The sequence below is a fragment of the Qingrenia yutianensis genome (genome assembly GCF_014385105.1).
Classification (GTDB): domain Bacteria; phylum Bacillota; class Clostridia; order UMGS1810; family UMGS1810; genus Qingrenia; species Qingrenia yutianensis.
On record NZ_JACRTE010000024.1, the window covers coordinates 1 to 16,886 of the forward strand.

At 34.4% G+C, this 16,886-nt stretch carries 11 protein-coding genes and 1 pseudogene; 9 read left to right on the top strand and 3 right to left on the bottom strand.

Annotation, left to right across the window (positions count from 1 at the left end; all coding sequences use genetic code 11):
• From H8706_RS10925 to H8706_RS10935, 3 genes are all read left to right on the top strand, one after another.
• Positions 1 to 920, top strand: a 920-nt coding sequence (locus H8706_RS10925) for an ABC transporter substrate-binding protein (protein ID WP_262432647.1), incomplete at its 5' end; no start/stop codon positions are given.
• 27 nt (positions 921 to 947) lie between these two features.
• Positions 948 to 1,898, top strand: a complete 951-nt coding sequence (locus tag H8706_RS10930) for a carbohydrate ABC transporter permease (protein WP_262432648.1) — start codon at positions 948 to 950, stop codon at positions 1,896 to 1,898.
• A 15-nt stretch (positions 1,899 to 1,913) separates the two neighbouring features.
• A complete protein-coding gene (locus tag H8706_RS10935) occupies positions 1,914 to 2,762 on the top strand; it encodes a carbohydrate ABC transporter permease (protein ID WP_262432649.1) in 849 nt (282 codons plus the stop codon).
• A gap of 143 nt (positions 2,763 to 2,905) precedes the next feature.
• Here the strand turns inward: H8706_RS10935 and H8706_RS10940 are convergent, their stop codons facing one another.
• Complete coding sequence (locus tag H8706_RS10940) at positions 2,906 to 3,994, bottom strand: IS6 family transposase (protein WP_262432650.1); 1,089 nt, start codon at positions 3,992 to 3,994, stop codon at positions 2,906 to 2,908.
• 131 nt (positions 3,995 to 4,125) lie between these two features.
• On the opposite strand from H8706_RS10940, the gene H8706_RS10945 reads away from it, so the two are divergent.
• The 4 genes and pseudogenes from H8706_RS10945 to H8706_RS10960 all read left to right on the top strand — a co-directional run.
• Positions 4,126 to 5,877, top strand: coding sequence for a glycoside hydrolase family 36 protein (locus H8706_RS10945; RefSeq protein WP_262432651.1), 1,752 nt, complete (start codon positions 4,126 to 4,128; stop codon positions 5,875 to 5,877).
• 146 nt (positions 5,878 to 6,023) lie between these two features.
• The gene (locus tag H8706_RS10950; protein ID WP_262432652.1) at positions 6,024 to 6,812 is read left to right on the top strand and encodes a helix-turn-helix transcriptional regulator; all 789 of its coding nucleotides are present in this window, start codon (positions 6,024 to 6,026) and stop codon (positions 6,810 to 6,812) included.
• Positions 6,813 to 6,878: 66 nt separating this feature from the next.
• On the top strand, positions 6,879 to 7,022 hold the full coding sequence (locus H8706_RS10955) for a hypothetical protein (RefSeq protein ID WP_262432653.1): 144 nt from the start codon (positions 6,879 to 6,881) through the stop codon (positions 7,020 to 7,022).
• Positions 7,023 to 7,442: 420 nt separating this feature from the next.
• Positions 7,443 to 7,678: pseudogene (locus H8706_RS10960) on the top strand (transposase); the annotation flags it as partial.
• Positions 7,679 to 7,882: 204 nt separating this feature from the next.
• Here the strand turns inward: H8706_RS10960 and H8706_RS10965 are convergent.
• Positions 7,883 to 11,923, bottom strand: a complete 4,041-nt coding sequence (locus H8706_RS10965) for a hypothetical protein (protein WP_262432654.1) — start codon at positions 11,921 to 11,923, stop codon at positions 7,883 to 7,885.
• Between the two features lie 225 nt (positions 11,924 to 12,148).
• Here H8706_RS10965 and H8706_RS10970 point away from each other — a divergent pair, with 225 nt between their 5' ends.
• On the top strand, positions 12,149 to 14,203 hold the full coding sequence (locus H8706_RS10970) for a hypothetical protein (protein ID WP_262432655.1): 2,055 nt from the start codon (positions 12,149 to 12,151) through the stop codon (positions 14,201 to 14,203).
• A gap of 104 nt (positions 14,204 to 14,307) precedes the next feature.
• Positions 14,308 to 15,693 (top strand): glycoside hydrolase family 38 N-terminal domain-containing protein, encoded by a 1,386-nt coding sequence (locus tag H8706_RS10975; RefSeq protein WP_262432656.1) that lies wholly within the window; start codon positions 14,308 to 14,310, stop codon positions 15,691 to 15,693.
• A gap of 107 nt (positions 15,694 to 15,800) precedes the next feature.
• Here H8706_RS10975 and H8706_RS10980 read toward each other — a convergent pair.
• Positions 15,801 to 16,886: MobA/MobL family protein (locus H8706_RS10980; RefSeq protein ID WP_262432657.1), on the bottom strand; the 1,086-nt coding region annotated here is incomplete at its 5' end.

Sequence of the window (16,886 nt, forward strand, 5' to 3'; positions counted from 1 at the left end):
TTGCATACAATGTTGATATGCTTAAAAAGAATGGCTTTGTTGATGCTGGCGGAAATGTTGTTCTTCCTGAAACTTTCGAAGAACTTCGTGCATATGCAAAGAAAATGACAAATGAAAAAGCAGGCGAATATGGATTTATATTCCCTCTTAAAGACGGAAACTTTTATCAAAACTCATATCTTTTAGGCTTCCCGTCAAATGGCACAGCAGGGTACGATCATAAAACAGGTATATATAACTATGAAACACTTGAGCCTGCAATCCAGCTTTTGCTAGATATAAAAAATGACAAGAGTATATATCCTGATGCTGAAGGTCTTGACAACGATTCAGCAAGAGCACTTTTTGCTGAAGGAAAAATTGGTATGATATTTGCAGGTTCATATGATGTTGCAGTATTTACAAAACAGTTCCCTGCAAAATGTGAATGGACAATCGGTGAGTATCCTGTACAAAATAAGGATGAAAAGTATAAACACAGAATTTCCGGCGGCGGCGGACTTGTTATAAACCGTGAAATGTATGAAAGATTGGGCGCTGAAAAAACACTTGAAATATACAAATGGTTCCATGGCGAAGAAGTTTTACGTGAATTATATAAACGCGGCTGTGCAATTCCTAAAGATGTTTCTATAATCGAAAATGTAAAACCTAATGATAATGTTCACGAGGCCTGGGGAAAATTTGGTGAATTATTAAGCATAAGTTATGCAGAACCTGCAAGAATGCCAACAGACCTTGAAGGAACACCTGATTTTAAAACTATGTTCCAGACAGATTTTTGGGGAGAAACTGGCAGTCTTTCTAAAGGTCTTGCAGATTTATCTCGTCGTTCAAATGCAGGTATAGACAAAAAACTACAGGCTACAAACGGAAAAAGGGAAGCCTATATTGATGTAAATTATGATGTAAAAAGATAAAATCTTATGTAAGGAGGAATAAAACCAATGCTTAAAACTTCGTCAAGAAAAATAAAGCATAAGAGCAACAAGTTATTTGGTAAATATGATAGAAATACAACCATGTGTTCATATTTAATGCTGTCAATAGATATTATAGGTTTTTTAGTATTTGTATTATATCCATTGGCTTGGGCAATAAGACTTTCATGGTTTAGTTATACTGGTACACCCTCTTCATTGAGATTTATTGGATGGGCTAATTTTATAAACATATTTAAGAATGATTTAACATATTGGAAAACATTTTTAACTACCATTCAGTTTGCATTTTATAAAATTCCAATTGAAATACCGCTTGCGCTTTTTGTTGCGAATTTGCTTACAAAAAAGCTTAAAGGTTCGGGATTTTTCAGAACAATGTTCTTTTTGCCAAATGTTATTTCAATAGCTATTGTCGGACTTATTTTTTCAAATATGTTTTCATATTTTGGTGTAATGAACAATTTCTTTGAGTCAACAGGTTTGCTTGAATCAAATATGAACTGGTTTTCAACAAAATTTGCTGCATTAACAGTTCTTGTAATTGCAGACACATGGCATTCAATCGGTATAAATATTTTGTATTTTATATCTGCACTTAGCAATATATCTGATGATTTATATGAAGCCGCAAAAATTGACGGTGCAAATGCATGGCAACGATTCTTTCATGTAACTGTTCCCGGTATTGCACCTGTGCTTCAAATAATACTTATGATGTCAATTATAGGAACGGTTCACACAAGTGACATTGTTCTTGTATTAACAGGCGGAGCACCTGCAGGACAAACATTTACAGTAATGCCCTATCTTACAAATACTTTCGTACCGGGATTTGCAAATGAATATGTAAATATCGGATACGGTTGTGCACTTGCTGTTACAACTGCAATAATTTTGGCATTAATTACACTTTTGTATAACAAATTGAGTTCTAAATTGTCAGATGTAAATTAATAGGAGGTATGTGTTATGAAAATGAATATAATAAAAAAGTCAATTATTTATGCCTTTTTGATAATGTTTCTTATAGTGCAGATATTTCCTGTTCTTTATACATTTATGGCATCATTCAAGCCGAATGCAGAAATACTTACAAGCCCAGGTACTATATTTCCAAAGGAATTTTCATTTGAAAACTACAAATTGGCTTGGGATTCAGAAGATTTTAAAGTAAAGGAATTATTGTGGAATAGTTTATACTACACACTGATTTTACTTTTTGTTTCGGTAATGAAATCTTCAATGGAAGGTTATGTTTTTGCCAGAGGAGAATTTCCTGGCAAAAAGATAGTATTTGGTTGCTTTTCTGCTTTGCTTTTTATAAGCCTTGGTACTATAACTGTTTATCCATTGTTTAATATTTTAAACCATATACACCTTAACCGTTCGCTTTTTGGTCTTATAGTAGTTAAAATTTTTGGTATAAATGTTACAGGTATTTATTTGGTTCGCTCGTTTGTACAAGCTATTCCGAAAGAAATAGACGAAGCTGCAAAAATTGACGGTTGCGGATTTGCAGGAATTTTCTTTCGCATAATTCTTCCGTTACTTAAACCGGTTATGGCAACGCTTGGAATTTTATCGTTTTCAGCTACATGGAATGAATACCTTATGCCAACAATTTTTACACTTGGAAATCCAAGTCAAAGAACATTAATTGCCGGTGTTGTTGCTTTAAAATCTACTGGGCAGGCCGCATCATCTTGGAATTTAATGTTAGCAGGCTCTGCAATATCATTGATACCTGTTCTAATAGCTTATGCATTTGGAAACAGATATTTTGTATCTGGTCTTGCTGCCGGTGCTGTTAAAGGTTGATGTATTTGAATTATAGGTAGTGTAAAGTAAAAATGAAAGAATGGAATAATGATTTTACAAAATATCGCAGATTTTCGCCCGAAAGCTTATAAATGCTCGATTGTAATTTGTCAAGGGTAAAAATTAACGTGCTGACGCACGCCCTATGAGAGTCTGCCCCGTTGGGTACAAATCACAGTGCGGTCATTTGAAAAATAAGTAGGCGGAAATAAGGATGCGAACAACAAAGTGCTTTGTTGTCGCTTAGAGTATTTTAAGTCTGCAACCTGAGCCGGAGTGGAGTTAGAAAGTGAACTATGAGGTCTGATGAAATTGTAGAAAAATACAAACATCATAATCATTGAATTAGCACTTTCAAATGAGTTAAAGCCGTATCTGGTTTTGTACCAATATTTGAATTGCTTGTTAAAAGCTTCGATAACATTGTTGAAAATATCATCCTTAAAGCTCGCAACTCTGATATGAGGAACGCCAAAGATAGACTTTGTAGGTACTTTGTAAGCCGAATAACGGTCAGTAACGATAGCATTAGGTATGCCATACTGTTTTACACTATTAAACAAACTGAAAGCTTGCGGAGAATCTCTGTAAGGTGATAGGTGGAACCCTAAAACAAACCTTGTTTCACTATCAATGATAAACCAAAAATAATACTTCTTGCCTAATATTTTGACAACAGTTTCATCGGCGTGCCATTCATCCGAATCAAAATTCATTAAGGACATAAGAGCAAGGGTTTTAGAGTGAAATATAGGGGCAAATTTTTTGCACCAATCACTGATAGTGACATGAGAAACTTGGATGTTAAAAAGCATTTCAAGCATTGTGGTAATCTTGCGAAAAGATGAGTCACCTATGTAAAACAAGGTAAGAGCAGTAATAACCAAATGAATGCTATGCCGCATACGTTTGAAATTGCCCTTGCCAATGATGTTGGACATAGACGGCGGTAACTTTACGGTAGGTTTAGCTTGAAAAAATGAATGCTTGCATTTCTTATCGGAACAGCGATAATTTGAGTAATCGTCATAATCGTGATGAAGAAATGCAGACTTGTCACATTTGGGGCAAGAAGGATATTTGCGAGAACGCTCTTTTTTATGAGCGTCGGGTGCAAATTGATGTTTACAAATAGGGCATTGATATTTTTGATTGCCAAATTTATCTTTGCCGTATTTATAGAGTTTTTTGGAGTTGCATTTTGGGCAGCAATTTGGTATAATTTTATCCATGAGATCTTGTCTTCTTTCTCTGATTTTCAGGGAGGTATAGGTTTTAGTGGTAAAACCATTATACCATAAGGAGTTCAAGGTCTCAACTTTCATTTAACTTTACAAAATGGAATTATATAAGAGGGACAATTATGGAAACTAAGATTTTAAATTATACATTCAAATGCAATTCAGATATTGATTTGACATGTGCGAGTCAAAGTGATGATTATATTAAAATAAAAATTGATATTAACTTTGGAAAAAAAGTAAAACCGGAACCTATTGAGATAAGCTGGTTTACACCTGCTAACGGTGCATTTACTTGTTGGAGTCCGCTTGTTTTTCAAGATAGAAAATTACGTCCTAATTGGGGTAAGCTTGAGACAGAATCTCGTTCAGGTCATGGAATGCCTATTCAGTGCTATATTGGAAGCGATGACAATAACCGTGCATCAGTCTATCTTTCTGATGTAAGAACACCTATTACTATAAGGTCGGGTATTCTTGAAGAAAACGGAAAAATTGAATGGAAGCTTGTGCTTTTCTCGCAGCTCATTGGAGAAATATCAGAATACAGCACAGAGTTAGTTATTGATGCAAGACAGCTTCCATATAACAATATAATATCAGAGGCTGTTAAATGTTGGTCTGATAAAGAGGGAGCATCTGACGATAAACCTGAAGCTGCTTTTGACCTTTTGTATTCAACATGGTATTCATACCATCAAAGAGTGACAGATGCAGCACTTATTCCTGAATTAGAGGCTGCAGCAAAATTAGGTATGAAAACTGTTATAATAGACGATGGCTGGCAGCTTGAAACCAGCGCACGGGGATATGCCTATTGCGGAGATTGGAAGGCAGCTAAAAATAAAATCCCTGATTTAAAGAGCTTTTCAGACAAAGTACATTCATTAGGTATGAAGGTTATGCTTTGGTTCGCCGTTCCGTTTGTTGGCGAATTTGCTGAGGTAAGAGAGCGATTTAAGGATATGTATCTTAATGACCTTAGAGAGGGTCAAATGGCATATGTTCTTGACCCTCGTTATCCTGAAACTCGTAAATATTTGTGTGATATTTATGAAAATGCAGTTCGCGAATGGGATTTGGACGGTTTAAAATTAGATTTTATTGATCGGTTTCGTTTAACAGATGTTAGTAAAACTTCTCATCCTGATATGGACACAGAATCTCTTCAAGATGCTATTTGCACTCTTCTTTGTGAAGTGAATGAGCGTCTTAATGCGATAAAACCAGGATTTTTAATAGAATTCAGGCAAGGATATGTTGGTCCCATTATGCAAAAATACGGCAATATGCTGCGAGCTGAAGATTGCCCACAGGATAGTGTTAAAAATAGGGTAGCTGTAATAAATCTTCGTTTAACTACTGAAAAAGCAGCTGTTCATTCGGATATGCTTATGTGGGAGCAATATGATACCCCGGAAGATGCCGCTGAACAGATAATAAATGTAATGTTTTCTGTTCCGCAAATTTCTGTAAAAATAAATGAACTAAGCAAAAATCATTACGATATGTTGGAATTTTACCTTAAACTATGGCAGAGTAAACGCGATACGCTTATGCATGGTGAGTTATATGCTAAAGCGCCTTCTGCAAATTACAGTATAGTTACAGCTAAAGATGATGATAATTTAGTATCTGTTTTATATTCTGAAAAACTGTTTATTGCCGATAAGGATTATGAATGTATTACCTTAATCAACGGAACGGGTGTTTTAGGCCTATATGTTGATGGAAATAACCTGAATTCTTCATATAGTTATGATATTTATGATTGTATGGGAAATGTCGTTCAAAGCGGTGAAACAGGATTGGTGAGCATTAGATATTTTGATGTTCCAAAATCAGGTGTACTTATTATGAACGCAAAAAAATAATTTTTTAAAAACCCACATACAAGTTAATTATATGTGGGTTTTTAATCAATTTTGGTTGGTAAGTTATGTATTTTATATAGTTGTGATTGTAAAAATTTCAGAAATATGATATAGTTAAACATAGATAAGATAGTGAGGTGTTATTTATGCCATTTAAACTTCCGGATATTATCACTGCAGGCGTGTTTGATATGTCAATACGGTACCCAGACGTAAATATTACTTCGCCGCGCAAGGCTCAAGATTTTGAAATTGAAATGCCAATTAAAAATAATGCAACAATACATATTGATAATGTATGCCATGAAGTATCAATTAAAGATATTTTATGCATAAAGCCCGGAATGGTAAGACGTTCAACAAAACCGTATAGTTGTTATTATATTCACTTATCTACTGAAGAAAATTCTATTTCTGATTTGCTTTCAAATTTGCCAACTATTACAAGAATAAATCATGTTGAAAAATTTTATGATATTTATAGTAACATGATAAGCACATTTAATTTTAAATCTGACCCTATTCGTTCGATTGGAATTTATAGCGAAGTTTTAAAACTGATAAAAATGATATATGTTTATAATGAAAAAGTGGAACGGAAAGCTGTTGGAAGAAATGCTGCTGTGCTTAATGCTATTGAGTATATGAATGATAATTTTACTTATGAAATTACTTTAAATGATATTGCCGAGGCAGTTCATCTAAGCCCTATATACCTAAGAGAACTGTTCATAAGTGAAATGGGTATGTCGCCTCATAATTATATTTTAAATAAGCGAATAAAAAAAGCAAAAGAACTTTTAATTATAAATCTTTCATCTATTTCTGAAATAGCAACATTAAGTGGATTTTCTTCACAGTCTTATTTTGATTATGTGTTTAAAAAACATACAGGAATGACACCAAAACAGTTCAGGGCGCAGAGGAGAGTGTGAAAAAAAGTCTGTAAAAAAGATTCCTTCTATGATAGAATATAAATAATATCATAGGAGGAATTTTTTATGGCAAGACGCAGAAGAGAAAGAATGAGCGGAGGGAAAAAGAACATCATAGCCGGCTTAATTGAGGAGTACAACATCAAAACTGAATACGGCGGTCGAATTGAACACCCTGGCCGTTTCAAATTGAACACTTCTGTCGCTTAAAACTGAACAGTAACGACGGAATAACTGTACATTGACATTCCTTAATATGAATGATATCATTAAATTGCTTTTAACCATTTCGGAGGATAAGGCAACGCTGAGGAGCGACCTGAGCGCCGCATATGGGGTTTAGCAAGGAGAGTGATACTTTGGGTGTGTCACTCTTTCTTTTTGCCGGTACATAAACCACTCTCCTTGGAAAACCTTAAAGCGTTAAACCTCGGGTTCGGGCAGAGCCCGATGCACCAAAGGTACCTTAAATATCTGTTACACCTTTACGCTTTCGCATTGATTCCTTGCATTCAATCAAAATTGAATATGAGTCATGTACAATTCGGTCACATATCGCGGGAGTGTGAGACTTTTGAATATAGCGGCCGAGGTGTTCAACCTTGTCCGCCATATTCAATATAGCACCAGTTCAAGTTTTCGGCAGATGTCAGAAAGGTTATGTACACGACCAATGCGATAGAAAGCCTGAACAGCGCACTGCGCCGATTAAACAGCCAAAGGAGCGTATTTCCGAGCGATACGGCACTTTTAAAGGCACTGTATTTGGCAACTTTTGAGGCAGCAAAAAATGGACAATGCCGCTCAGAAATTGGGGCAAAGTCTATGGCGAGCTGTCAATCATGTATGACGGAAGGCTTAATTAGCACAAATTTTCCGCCATGTACAAGGGTAAAATTCACGTTCTCTTGCGAGGGCTCCCTTGACATGCCGTAAAATCCGTGCTATATTACAGCTAAGGCAGAAAAGCTGTAATATGGCTTTTCTGCCCATAAAAAACAAATATTTTGTCATAGAAAAATCTAATTTACAGAAAAAGTCTCACACTCCCGTATTTAAAATTAAGAAATTTAATGTGGGGTATAAATTTCTTTTGTGGCAAGTGGGAATAATGTTGTTGTATCCCATTTAAACAATTTGAGTGCTGAATATTCCTTTGACATGGGTATTTCGTATTCAAAAGATTTATTTTCCTCTAAAGGTTTTATTATGCAATTTATTATAGAATTATTGCTATCATAGAATACTGCTATAAGTGAAGCGCTTTTGCTTGAATTATTTCCTGCAATTTTAACAGCGCTTTTTTCAAACGAAACTTGTTCGGAAATTGGTTTATTTCCGCAGTTTTCTATAACAAATACTGATACGCTGTGTTTTGGAATATTCAATGATTTTAATGATTGCTTGCCTTGTGTAAATTCTTCGTAGATTTCATAAATATCATCTGAAATCAAGTTTCGTTCCGAATAAATATCATTTGCATTCATTGTATACTTGCTTTTTATTATATATTGATTACTTGAATTTATATTTATTTTGTAATCTTGTTGTTCTGATAAGTTTGATACAAAAAGATAAACAGTAGAATTATTTTTCACTGCAAGTGTAGATATATCTCTGTTAGAAGATTTATTATCTGTTTCAGTTAAAATTATGTTTCCGTTAAGCCCTTTGCTATACTTTTTCATAAGGTTTGAAAGTGCTGTATTGGTATATATATTGGCAATTTGGTTGTTAACAAGATTTTTTCCTGCGGTTGATAAAAGGTTTAAATTTTTAATTTCTATATCTGCATAAGTATTTGTACCGGAATTTTTTGCACCGACAACAGATATTTTAAGATATGCAGTTTTTTTGTTTTCTATCGATGATGGGATTGTAATGTCTTTAGTGTCAGAAGTGATACTGTTCCATTCGCCGTCATTGTAATTTTCAAATACTCTTGAATAAGCGGTGATTAAGTAGTTTTCGTTGTCATACCACTCAAATTTCACCTCAAAGGGTTCGGTTGTATTTGCTGTAAATTTAATATCGTATGATATATTATAGCTTTTCGTTGTTCCTATGGTATGATTGTTTTTCAAAAACTCTGTGAGCGGTATTTCTTGAATAACTCCGTCTGCCCAATAACTTCTTCCACTAACCTGAACTCCGTTTTTTTCATTGTTATCAGTCACAGATACTTTGCTTCCGCTTTTTTTCCAACCATAGTTTGAATAACATAATTGAATAGCTGAGCCGAAATATTGGAAAGAATCAAGATTAGAAAATTTTGATATTCTATTTATATAATCAGCAAAGCTTGTGCACATTGCCAACGAGGTGTTTGAAGGTCCTGTGTATGTACTTTGAAATGTTGACAAACCGCCTTCGGTTATAAAGTATTTAAGATTAGGATTTTTAGAATTTGCTATGGCAGTTTCTATATTTTCAAGTTCGGCAATAGAATTTGATATTGAATAATATCCGTAATAGTTGTGCGTTGTAATATAGTTAATTTTAGTGCCAAGCGAATTTATAATATATTCAAGCCAATCACTATATCCCGGTTTAACATTAACGGCAAGTTCAACATCAGGAAATTCTTTCTTTACTGCTTCTATTATGTAGTTGCAAATTTTTACATAATTTTCGCCGGATATTCCTCTTAGATAAAGTTCATTTCCAAGCTCCCATAAAGTTACATTAAATGGGGAAGGATGTCCTAATTCTACACGCTTTTGTGCCCATTCTATTCTTGGTGCTGTTGTATCGGTTGCATCAACAGTGCAAAACGCTATTAAATCAAGCAAATCCCGTGTAACTCTATCAAGCACATCGTAATTAATATTTCCCAAGTTATCTACAACAAATTCAGGGGTTATAGGTGTTTTATACTTTTTATTGTAATCAGTATCAGCCGGAAGTGCGCTAAATATGTTAGCACACATAATTATTTCATTATTTCCGCCAAATGCTTCTGCTAATTTAAGCCGTTCGTATGTGCCGATATATTCAATATCTTTTCGCCAATATTTTTGATTTGACCACTCAGGTGCAATCTGATATGTTGGGATACGATTTTCCAAGCTGCCAAGATTAGCTTTCCAAAATTCGTAGTTTGTACTGTATCCTCCAATTCTGATTTTTGGCATTGTGTATTCTTCTAGTTTGGTTATAAATTCTTGTTTAAATTGGTTTGAACCTTCGGGCACGACTGCTTGTTCATCATCAGAGTGCCAATATGCCCCCTCAAGGCTGTAGCCAAGTATAGAATTATCAACACTTCTAATTGTTTTTGTATCATCAATGGTAAGATTTATTGTGTCATATTTGCTATATTTTTTTAATGAAAAGTTTGAAATGGTAAAATCGCTGAAACTACTTAATTTCTGTTCTTTAATTCCTTGAATAATTATTTTAAGATATGCATTATCTGTATTTTCGTTAATTATTTTCGGTATGTTTAAAGTGATATCTTTATTTACAGCAACTGAATCGTCTATTTGAACAGAATATGTTGAAGTAGTATTAAAGTCATTGGTGGTTATAGATTCTTCAGTTAAATTTCCATTGCTATCTTCAACTTCTTTTACCCATTTGAATATTAGTTTTAATGCTTCAGGCGAACTTTGGTCTTTGTTTAATGATATATTGTAATTGAGGTTATAAACAGAGCTATCTCCCGGTTTGTCACCGGTTAATTTGCTAAAGGTATCAAACGGAATTTTTTGCATAACACCGCTGTAATATCCTTCTCTTCCTGATGCTGTGTTGCCGTTTTCATCAGTTGACAAATTGCCTAAATTACCATATTTTTGCCACGATGATTGTAAAGTCAATTCCGACATAGGTTCGCTTTTTTGTGAATTGTCGTTAGATGTTACGAAAGAAAATTCAAAGTTATCAGCAACAGAGCTTTCAAAAATTATATTATTCAAATGAACTTTGTATTCTGTGAGTGGCTTAAGTTCTGAGCAAGATATAATGATGCTGTTTTGATAAGCAGTTACAGAACTTTGAATATCTTCTATGTAAACATTATTATTTTTAACACTGCTTTGGTCAATGTTTTGGTCGAATACAATCTCAAATTCGGCATCTGTGCATGAAATATCGTAAATATATTGCGATGTTTTTACAGTTGCTGTTTGTTCTGTGTTGTTGAGTGTAAACTTGATATTCTTTTTAAAATAACTATCACTATCTTCATTTGGTGTGTATTCTTTAATAAAGTAATAATTGTATAATCCATTTTGACTAACAAGTGCAACTGCATATGCATTTGTTATGTCATCATCAGCACTGATTTGTTCAAAAGAAGAATTATAATAAAATATATTTTGTGCATCTGTAGATGAAATATCCAAATCAGATACTTTATTTATTGTTTGGTAGTATAAAATATTGTTGTCTGATATTTGTGCGTTGCTTGAAATGGAAGTAATATCAGTATTTGTTTCGCCGTTATATCCTATATCGCCTGCGCTCACTGTTATATTGTCAAGATATATTCCGTAATTTTGGTCTTTATCTGCCAAAAATAATAGCCAGCCATATTCTGCAAAGCCATAGCTTTCTTCTGAGGTTGCCCCCGAAACATATTCTTTTCCGTTTAAGTATATTTTATAGGTGTTGTCAATGCCGTCAGCACCCATCACCAAAGCAGCACGGTTCCAAGTGTTTGCAGGAACATCTTTTCCAGCAGTGAGCTTCATATTTGTTGCTACACCTGCATTATGCTGTCTGCCTCTGAATGCAATCGAAGTGTTGTTTTCGGTTAATTTAAAGTCAAATTTAACAGTAAATTTTTTATAAGAGGTATTGTTTATTTTTGTAAAATTAAGACTTGTATAGTTTTTTCCTGCTTTATCCGATACACAGCTTTCTGTAAATATACCGTGAATGTATAGGGCAGGGTTGTCCGAACTGTCAAATCCGGCATTTTGAACTATCTGTGATGTTAATCCTTGATTTTTCGTTATCACAAGTGCATCCGACTGGGTATTTGCATAATTTTCATAAAGAATTTCGTCACTTGATGCAAAACCAACTTGGGAAGGAGTAATCATTTCCAACATCATAACAAAGATAAGTGTTTTTTTGAGGATATTCATTAACCAAATTTTCATTTCAAACCTCCAATTAAATTTTTCTACATATACATTGTATAATAAATTTTAAACTTAAATATACTATTAAATTATTATAATTTTGAGAAAAATTACTTTTTTGAATTTTCCTATCATAAAATTTTGATAAAAAAACAGTATTTTTTTATATTAATATTGTGAAAAACTATGATAATATGAGGATAATGGATAAGAAAATATTTAATATACGAGGAGCGTGTAGAAATGAAAAAAGTTATATCCCTTATAGTTACGCTTGCTATGGTGTTAACTATCGTAAGTACGGTAGGAATTTTCAGTGTTAGTGCTGTGGCAGACAGAACTTTCTTTAAAATTGATACGATTAATGGAAAATTTGAAAAAGGTAAATACACAAACATGACCGTAGAAAATCATAAAGGTTTTGAAATATACGGTAATGCTGGTGACACAATTGTAAAAACAACACCAGATGTGGGAGATGACGAGGGTATTGGAACAGGTAAGGCATTGCAATTTAATACATCATATGACGGTGTGTCACCTGCTATTTCAGGCGCAATGAGGCTAACAATTCCAAAAATGGATCCCGGTATTATTTCTAATTATAATCTTTGTTATGGCAATTATCTTAATGCAAACGGATATAGTTCTTATGGCTCTATTGACGCTATGTCTGGAAAAACGGTATTTCAATTAACTAAGGAAGATGCGACAAATGCTTACGGAAGAGTTGAGTTTGAAATTGTTTTTACCGAGGATAATATGGCAGTTCTTTTTACCTCGGGTAAAAGTACAAACGCAGTTGCGTTCGGTGTTGGTACAGCTGATGTGCCTACAAGCACTGCTGTAAAACGCTATAAAAAGGTTAGTAAAAATGAAGTTATAAATGCTGTAATTGAGTATAGAAAAATTGATAATTCCTATGGCAATAATGTGAAACTTATTGTAGATAATGAATTAATTGATGGTGTTTATTTTGATAATAATAACCAAGCTCTTTATTATGATAACTGTCGCTTAAGAATTTTAAACGAAGGTTCGAAATCGGCTGATGCATATATGACAAAATTGCAGGTTATTGGTACAGATAACGAAATTAGTCTTGACGGAATTATTAGCATAGGCGATATTGCTGATGCTACATTTGATAACGAGGGCAAAACTATATCTGTTCCCTATGGTACTACAGGTGCAGAGCTTACAACTGCAGTAAGTGTAGCCGGTGGAACTTCAAAAGAAGTTTTAAACTCTGGGGTGTTAAGCACAGGTGATAAATTTACTTTAAAACCTGAAGGTAAAAGTCCAGTTGAATATACAATTATTGTAAATGAGATTGATGACAAACAAATAAGCAGAATAGATTGTGGAACAGGAAGAATGTATAATAAAGCTACAGGTGCAAATGGCAATGTTCCTACTTGGGCGCTTAACTCAACAGATTCTACTAATGGTAATGTTCTGCAATCAGTTGGTTTTGAATGGGATTCAAATGATAGCATTGATCAAATGAAAAATCAGCTTAAACTAACACTTCCAAATACAGAAGGCAAGACGGCAGGTGATTTTAACTTTAGTTGGGATGCAGGTACGCTAAAACAATTAGCAGGTAAAAACTCATATCTACCTGAAGTTGACGCCTTGCAGTATGAATATGGTATACTTGAATATCTTGTTAATTTTGGCGCAGGAGAAATGGCAACAATTTTAAAAACATCTAATGGCTCCGGAAAATATTTTGCTTTTGGAATAGGTACTGATAAAGATGCGCGAAATGGATTGAATTATGTAGAGGTTAAACCCGGTACTACTCACAAAGTTGTAATTCAGTATCCAAGAGAAAATACAAGTAACAAATATATTAAAATGTGGGTCGACGATGAACTTAAATATGCAATTAAAAATACAAATACAGCGCTTAATATTGCAGAAATGAATTTTGCATTTTTTAATGGAAACAACGAAAAAGAAGCAGTTTATATTGATGAATGGAAGGTTACTGCGTCAAATGTTGAATACGCACCTACAACACCAATAGGCGGTGTTTATGCATTTGTAATTGACGATAGCAATGCAAAGCTTGTAGCTTCAAATGCAGCTGATACCGCAGTTAATTATTGTATGATTGTTGCACAGTATGAAAGCGATTTATTAACTGATTGCGAAATTGTTAATATTGCTGTTCCTGCAAAAGCAGATAAGGTTGTGTTTAGAGGTAAAAAGAATTTAACCGGCAAATTAAGAGCATTTTTAGTTAGAGATATGACATCTATTATACCAATTAGACCGTGTGCAGAATAATATTAATTATTTAATATCTAAAAAAAGACGGCAACTCATATTGAGTTGCCGTTTAAAATGAGATAAAACTCAATATATATTATAGATAAAGGAGAATAAGTAAAATGTCAAAAATTATTTTTATGCCACACGCAAATATTCAATATTCGCAGTTAGCACCTGAAAGAAGATATTGGGTAATGAAAAACTGCTACGAAAAATTGTTTGATTTAGTAGCAGGCGGAGATTACAAAATTGCTTTTGAGGCAAGCGGAATTACAATCGAAGAAATGGCAAAACAGGCACCTGAGGTTTTAGAAAAATTAAAAAATCTTGTTGCAGAAGGTAAGGTTGAACCGGTATCAAGCCCATACATACACTTTATGCTTGCAAATATTCAAAAGGAGGTTTGCTTACATTCGTTAAAACATTCACTTGATGTTTGGGAAAAATATGTAGGTAAACGCCCTGTAATAGGTTGGAATCCGGAATGTGGATGGGCAAGCTATATTCCTGATATATATAAAGAAGCAGGTATGGAAGCACTTGTTATGGATGCCGACTCATTAATGCTTTCATTTGACGAAATAAGACAAGCAACAGGCTTACAGTTTGATGTTGCAGGACATTCTAACAAAAATCATCTTTTCAAAATCGAAGAATATATTAAAGATAAGCCTGATTTCTTGAAATTTATTACAAATCCGTCAGTTGCTCCTAACGGTTTAAAAATGATTTTTAGAAGCGACTGTATGGCAAACCTTTTATTGTGGTATTTAATGGGTGCAACAGAAGGCTTAAGAGAAGAGCCTATCAATATGAACGAAATCAAAAATATGTTTAAAAACTGGCAGGATAGAATTAATGAAACAGGTTCGTTCATTATGCCGTATGCAGAAGATGCTGAATATATTGGTTCAAGTGCATACTTCTATGTTAAACAGTTTAATCAGGCAAGATTTTTTGAAGAAGAGCCAAACAGTGTAGCAAGATTTAAAGAAATTTTAGATGCCGCAAAAGAATCAGGCTATGAATTTGCACTTCCAAGTGAAGTTTTGGCAGAAGGCAACCTTTTAGAAAATCCATATGTTGACAACATCGAAAACGGTGTTGCATGGCACGGCGGTACTGCAAAGGCATGGGCAAACACAGAATATTCAAGAATTATGGACCCTGTATGTATGTCTATTTTAAACGGCATTAAAGCAGTTGCAGAAAAACTTGGTGAAACCTTAGATACACTTGATATGGATTTAAACAATGCTATGATGGCATTAGCATCTGCTTGGGTATCAGACTCAAGATGGCCTCCTGACCCAACATCACCGGGCAGATTTAATGTAAGAGAAAGCCTTGATGATATGTATAAAGCAAACAATGCAATCAAAACAGCTATGGAAAAAGGCGGTATTGCAGAAAAACGCGGACTTTACTCACCAAACCTAATGGAAACACAAATTAAAGCTATCGACAAAAAGCTAATGGATATTAAATATTTTGGTGAAGAATAAAATTTGAAGAGGGGGGCGGACATATTCTTGGACTCTGGAAGGAGTAAAATACATATGTACACAAAATTCGGGGTTGACTCTTTTATCCTGCCATATGTTTTCAAAAATTATAACTCCAATTCATCCTCATCATCGTGAGAAAGCTGATATTTCTCGTGTTTTTGTTCATTTTGCTGTTGTTTATAATTTTCAAGCTGTCGGCGGACAGAGTAAATCTCGTTACCATCAATAAAATTGTCGGTTTCGGATTTTGCTGTGCTGAAAATACCTCGTGAAAATGAAACGCCGTAAATATCATATAATTCCGCTTCGGTGTCATATTCAATTTGCGGTCGGATATTTCGGCGAAGCTCACAAAACTCATCAATGTCAAAATTACGAGCCTGTTCCTTTAACTCGGCATATTCCTGCCCGGCGTTGTCAAGTTTTGCGACACTTTCAGCAGAGTGCCGTTCCATAACAGGCATCGCCTTTTGAATATCGGTAATTTTGTTCTTAACTGTCTGAATGTCATTGGTGTTGAAATTTGCTAAAATCGTGTTTTTCTCGGTTTTCAGTTCCTCAATTTGTTCGGATAGTTCATTTATTTGTTGAGTTAATTCACAATACTTGAAAATCTTAATTGGCGGCGTTTTCTCTTTTTCGACTTGTGCTACCTTGCGTTCGTCAATTTTAGATTTTAATTTGGTTGCAACAGATAAATAATTGTCATAATTTGTTTTTAAGCGTGCGGCTTCAAAAGATTTTGCGGTTTTCCACTTATCCGCAAAATTTATAATATATCTGCAATGAATCATAGTTCCACGCAATTTTTCAAGAGCGTTTGCAAGTGATAATATAGTATGTACGGCGGTTTCAAGCAGCTTCTTTATCGCTGCCTTGATTTCACGCAACACTTTGTTATCTGCCTTAATCTGTCGGTTGATTTCGCAACGCTCTGAAATACCGCCGTTTTTCTCAATTCTTCTTGCATAAACACCCTCGTGTGCGGTCGGCAGTTCATCACTGCCTCTTGTTTTATTACTTCGGTGGTCGATACGGTTTTCCGACTTTGTGATTTCAAGATATTTATTTGAAATATCCGCCCAGTTTTTTCGCCATATTTGCAACTGCTCCTCGCTGTTCCAACGCTCCGTTATGGGGTTTTGCCTGCCGTAGCGTGTGCTTTTCGGATATTTTGAAACACGCTCCAA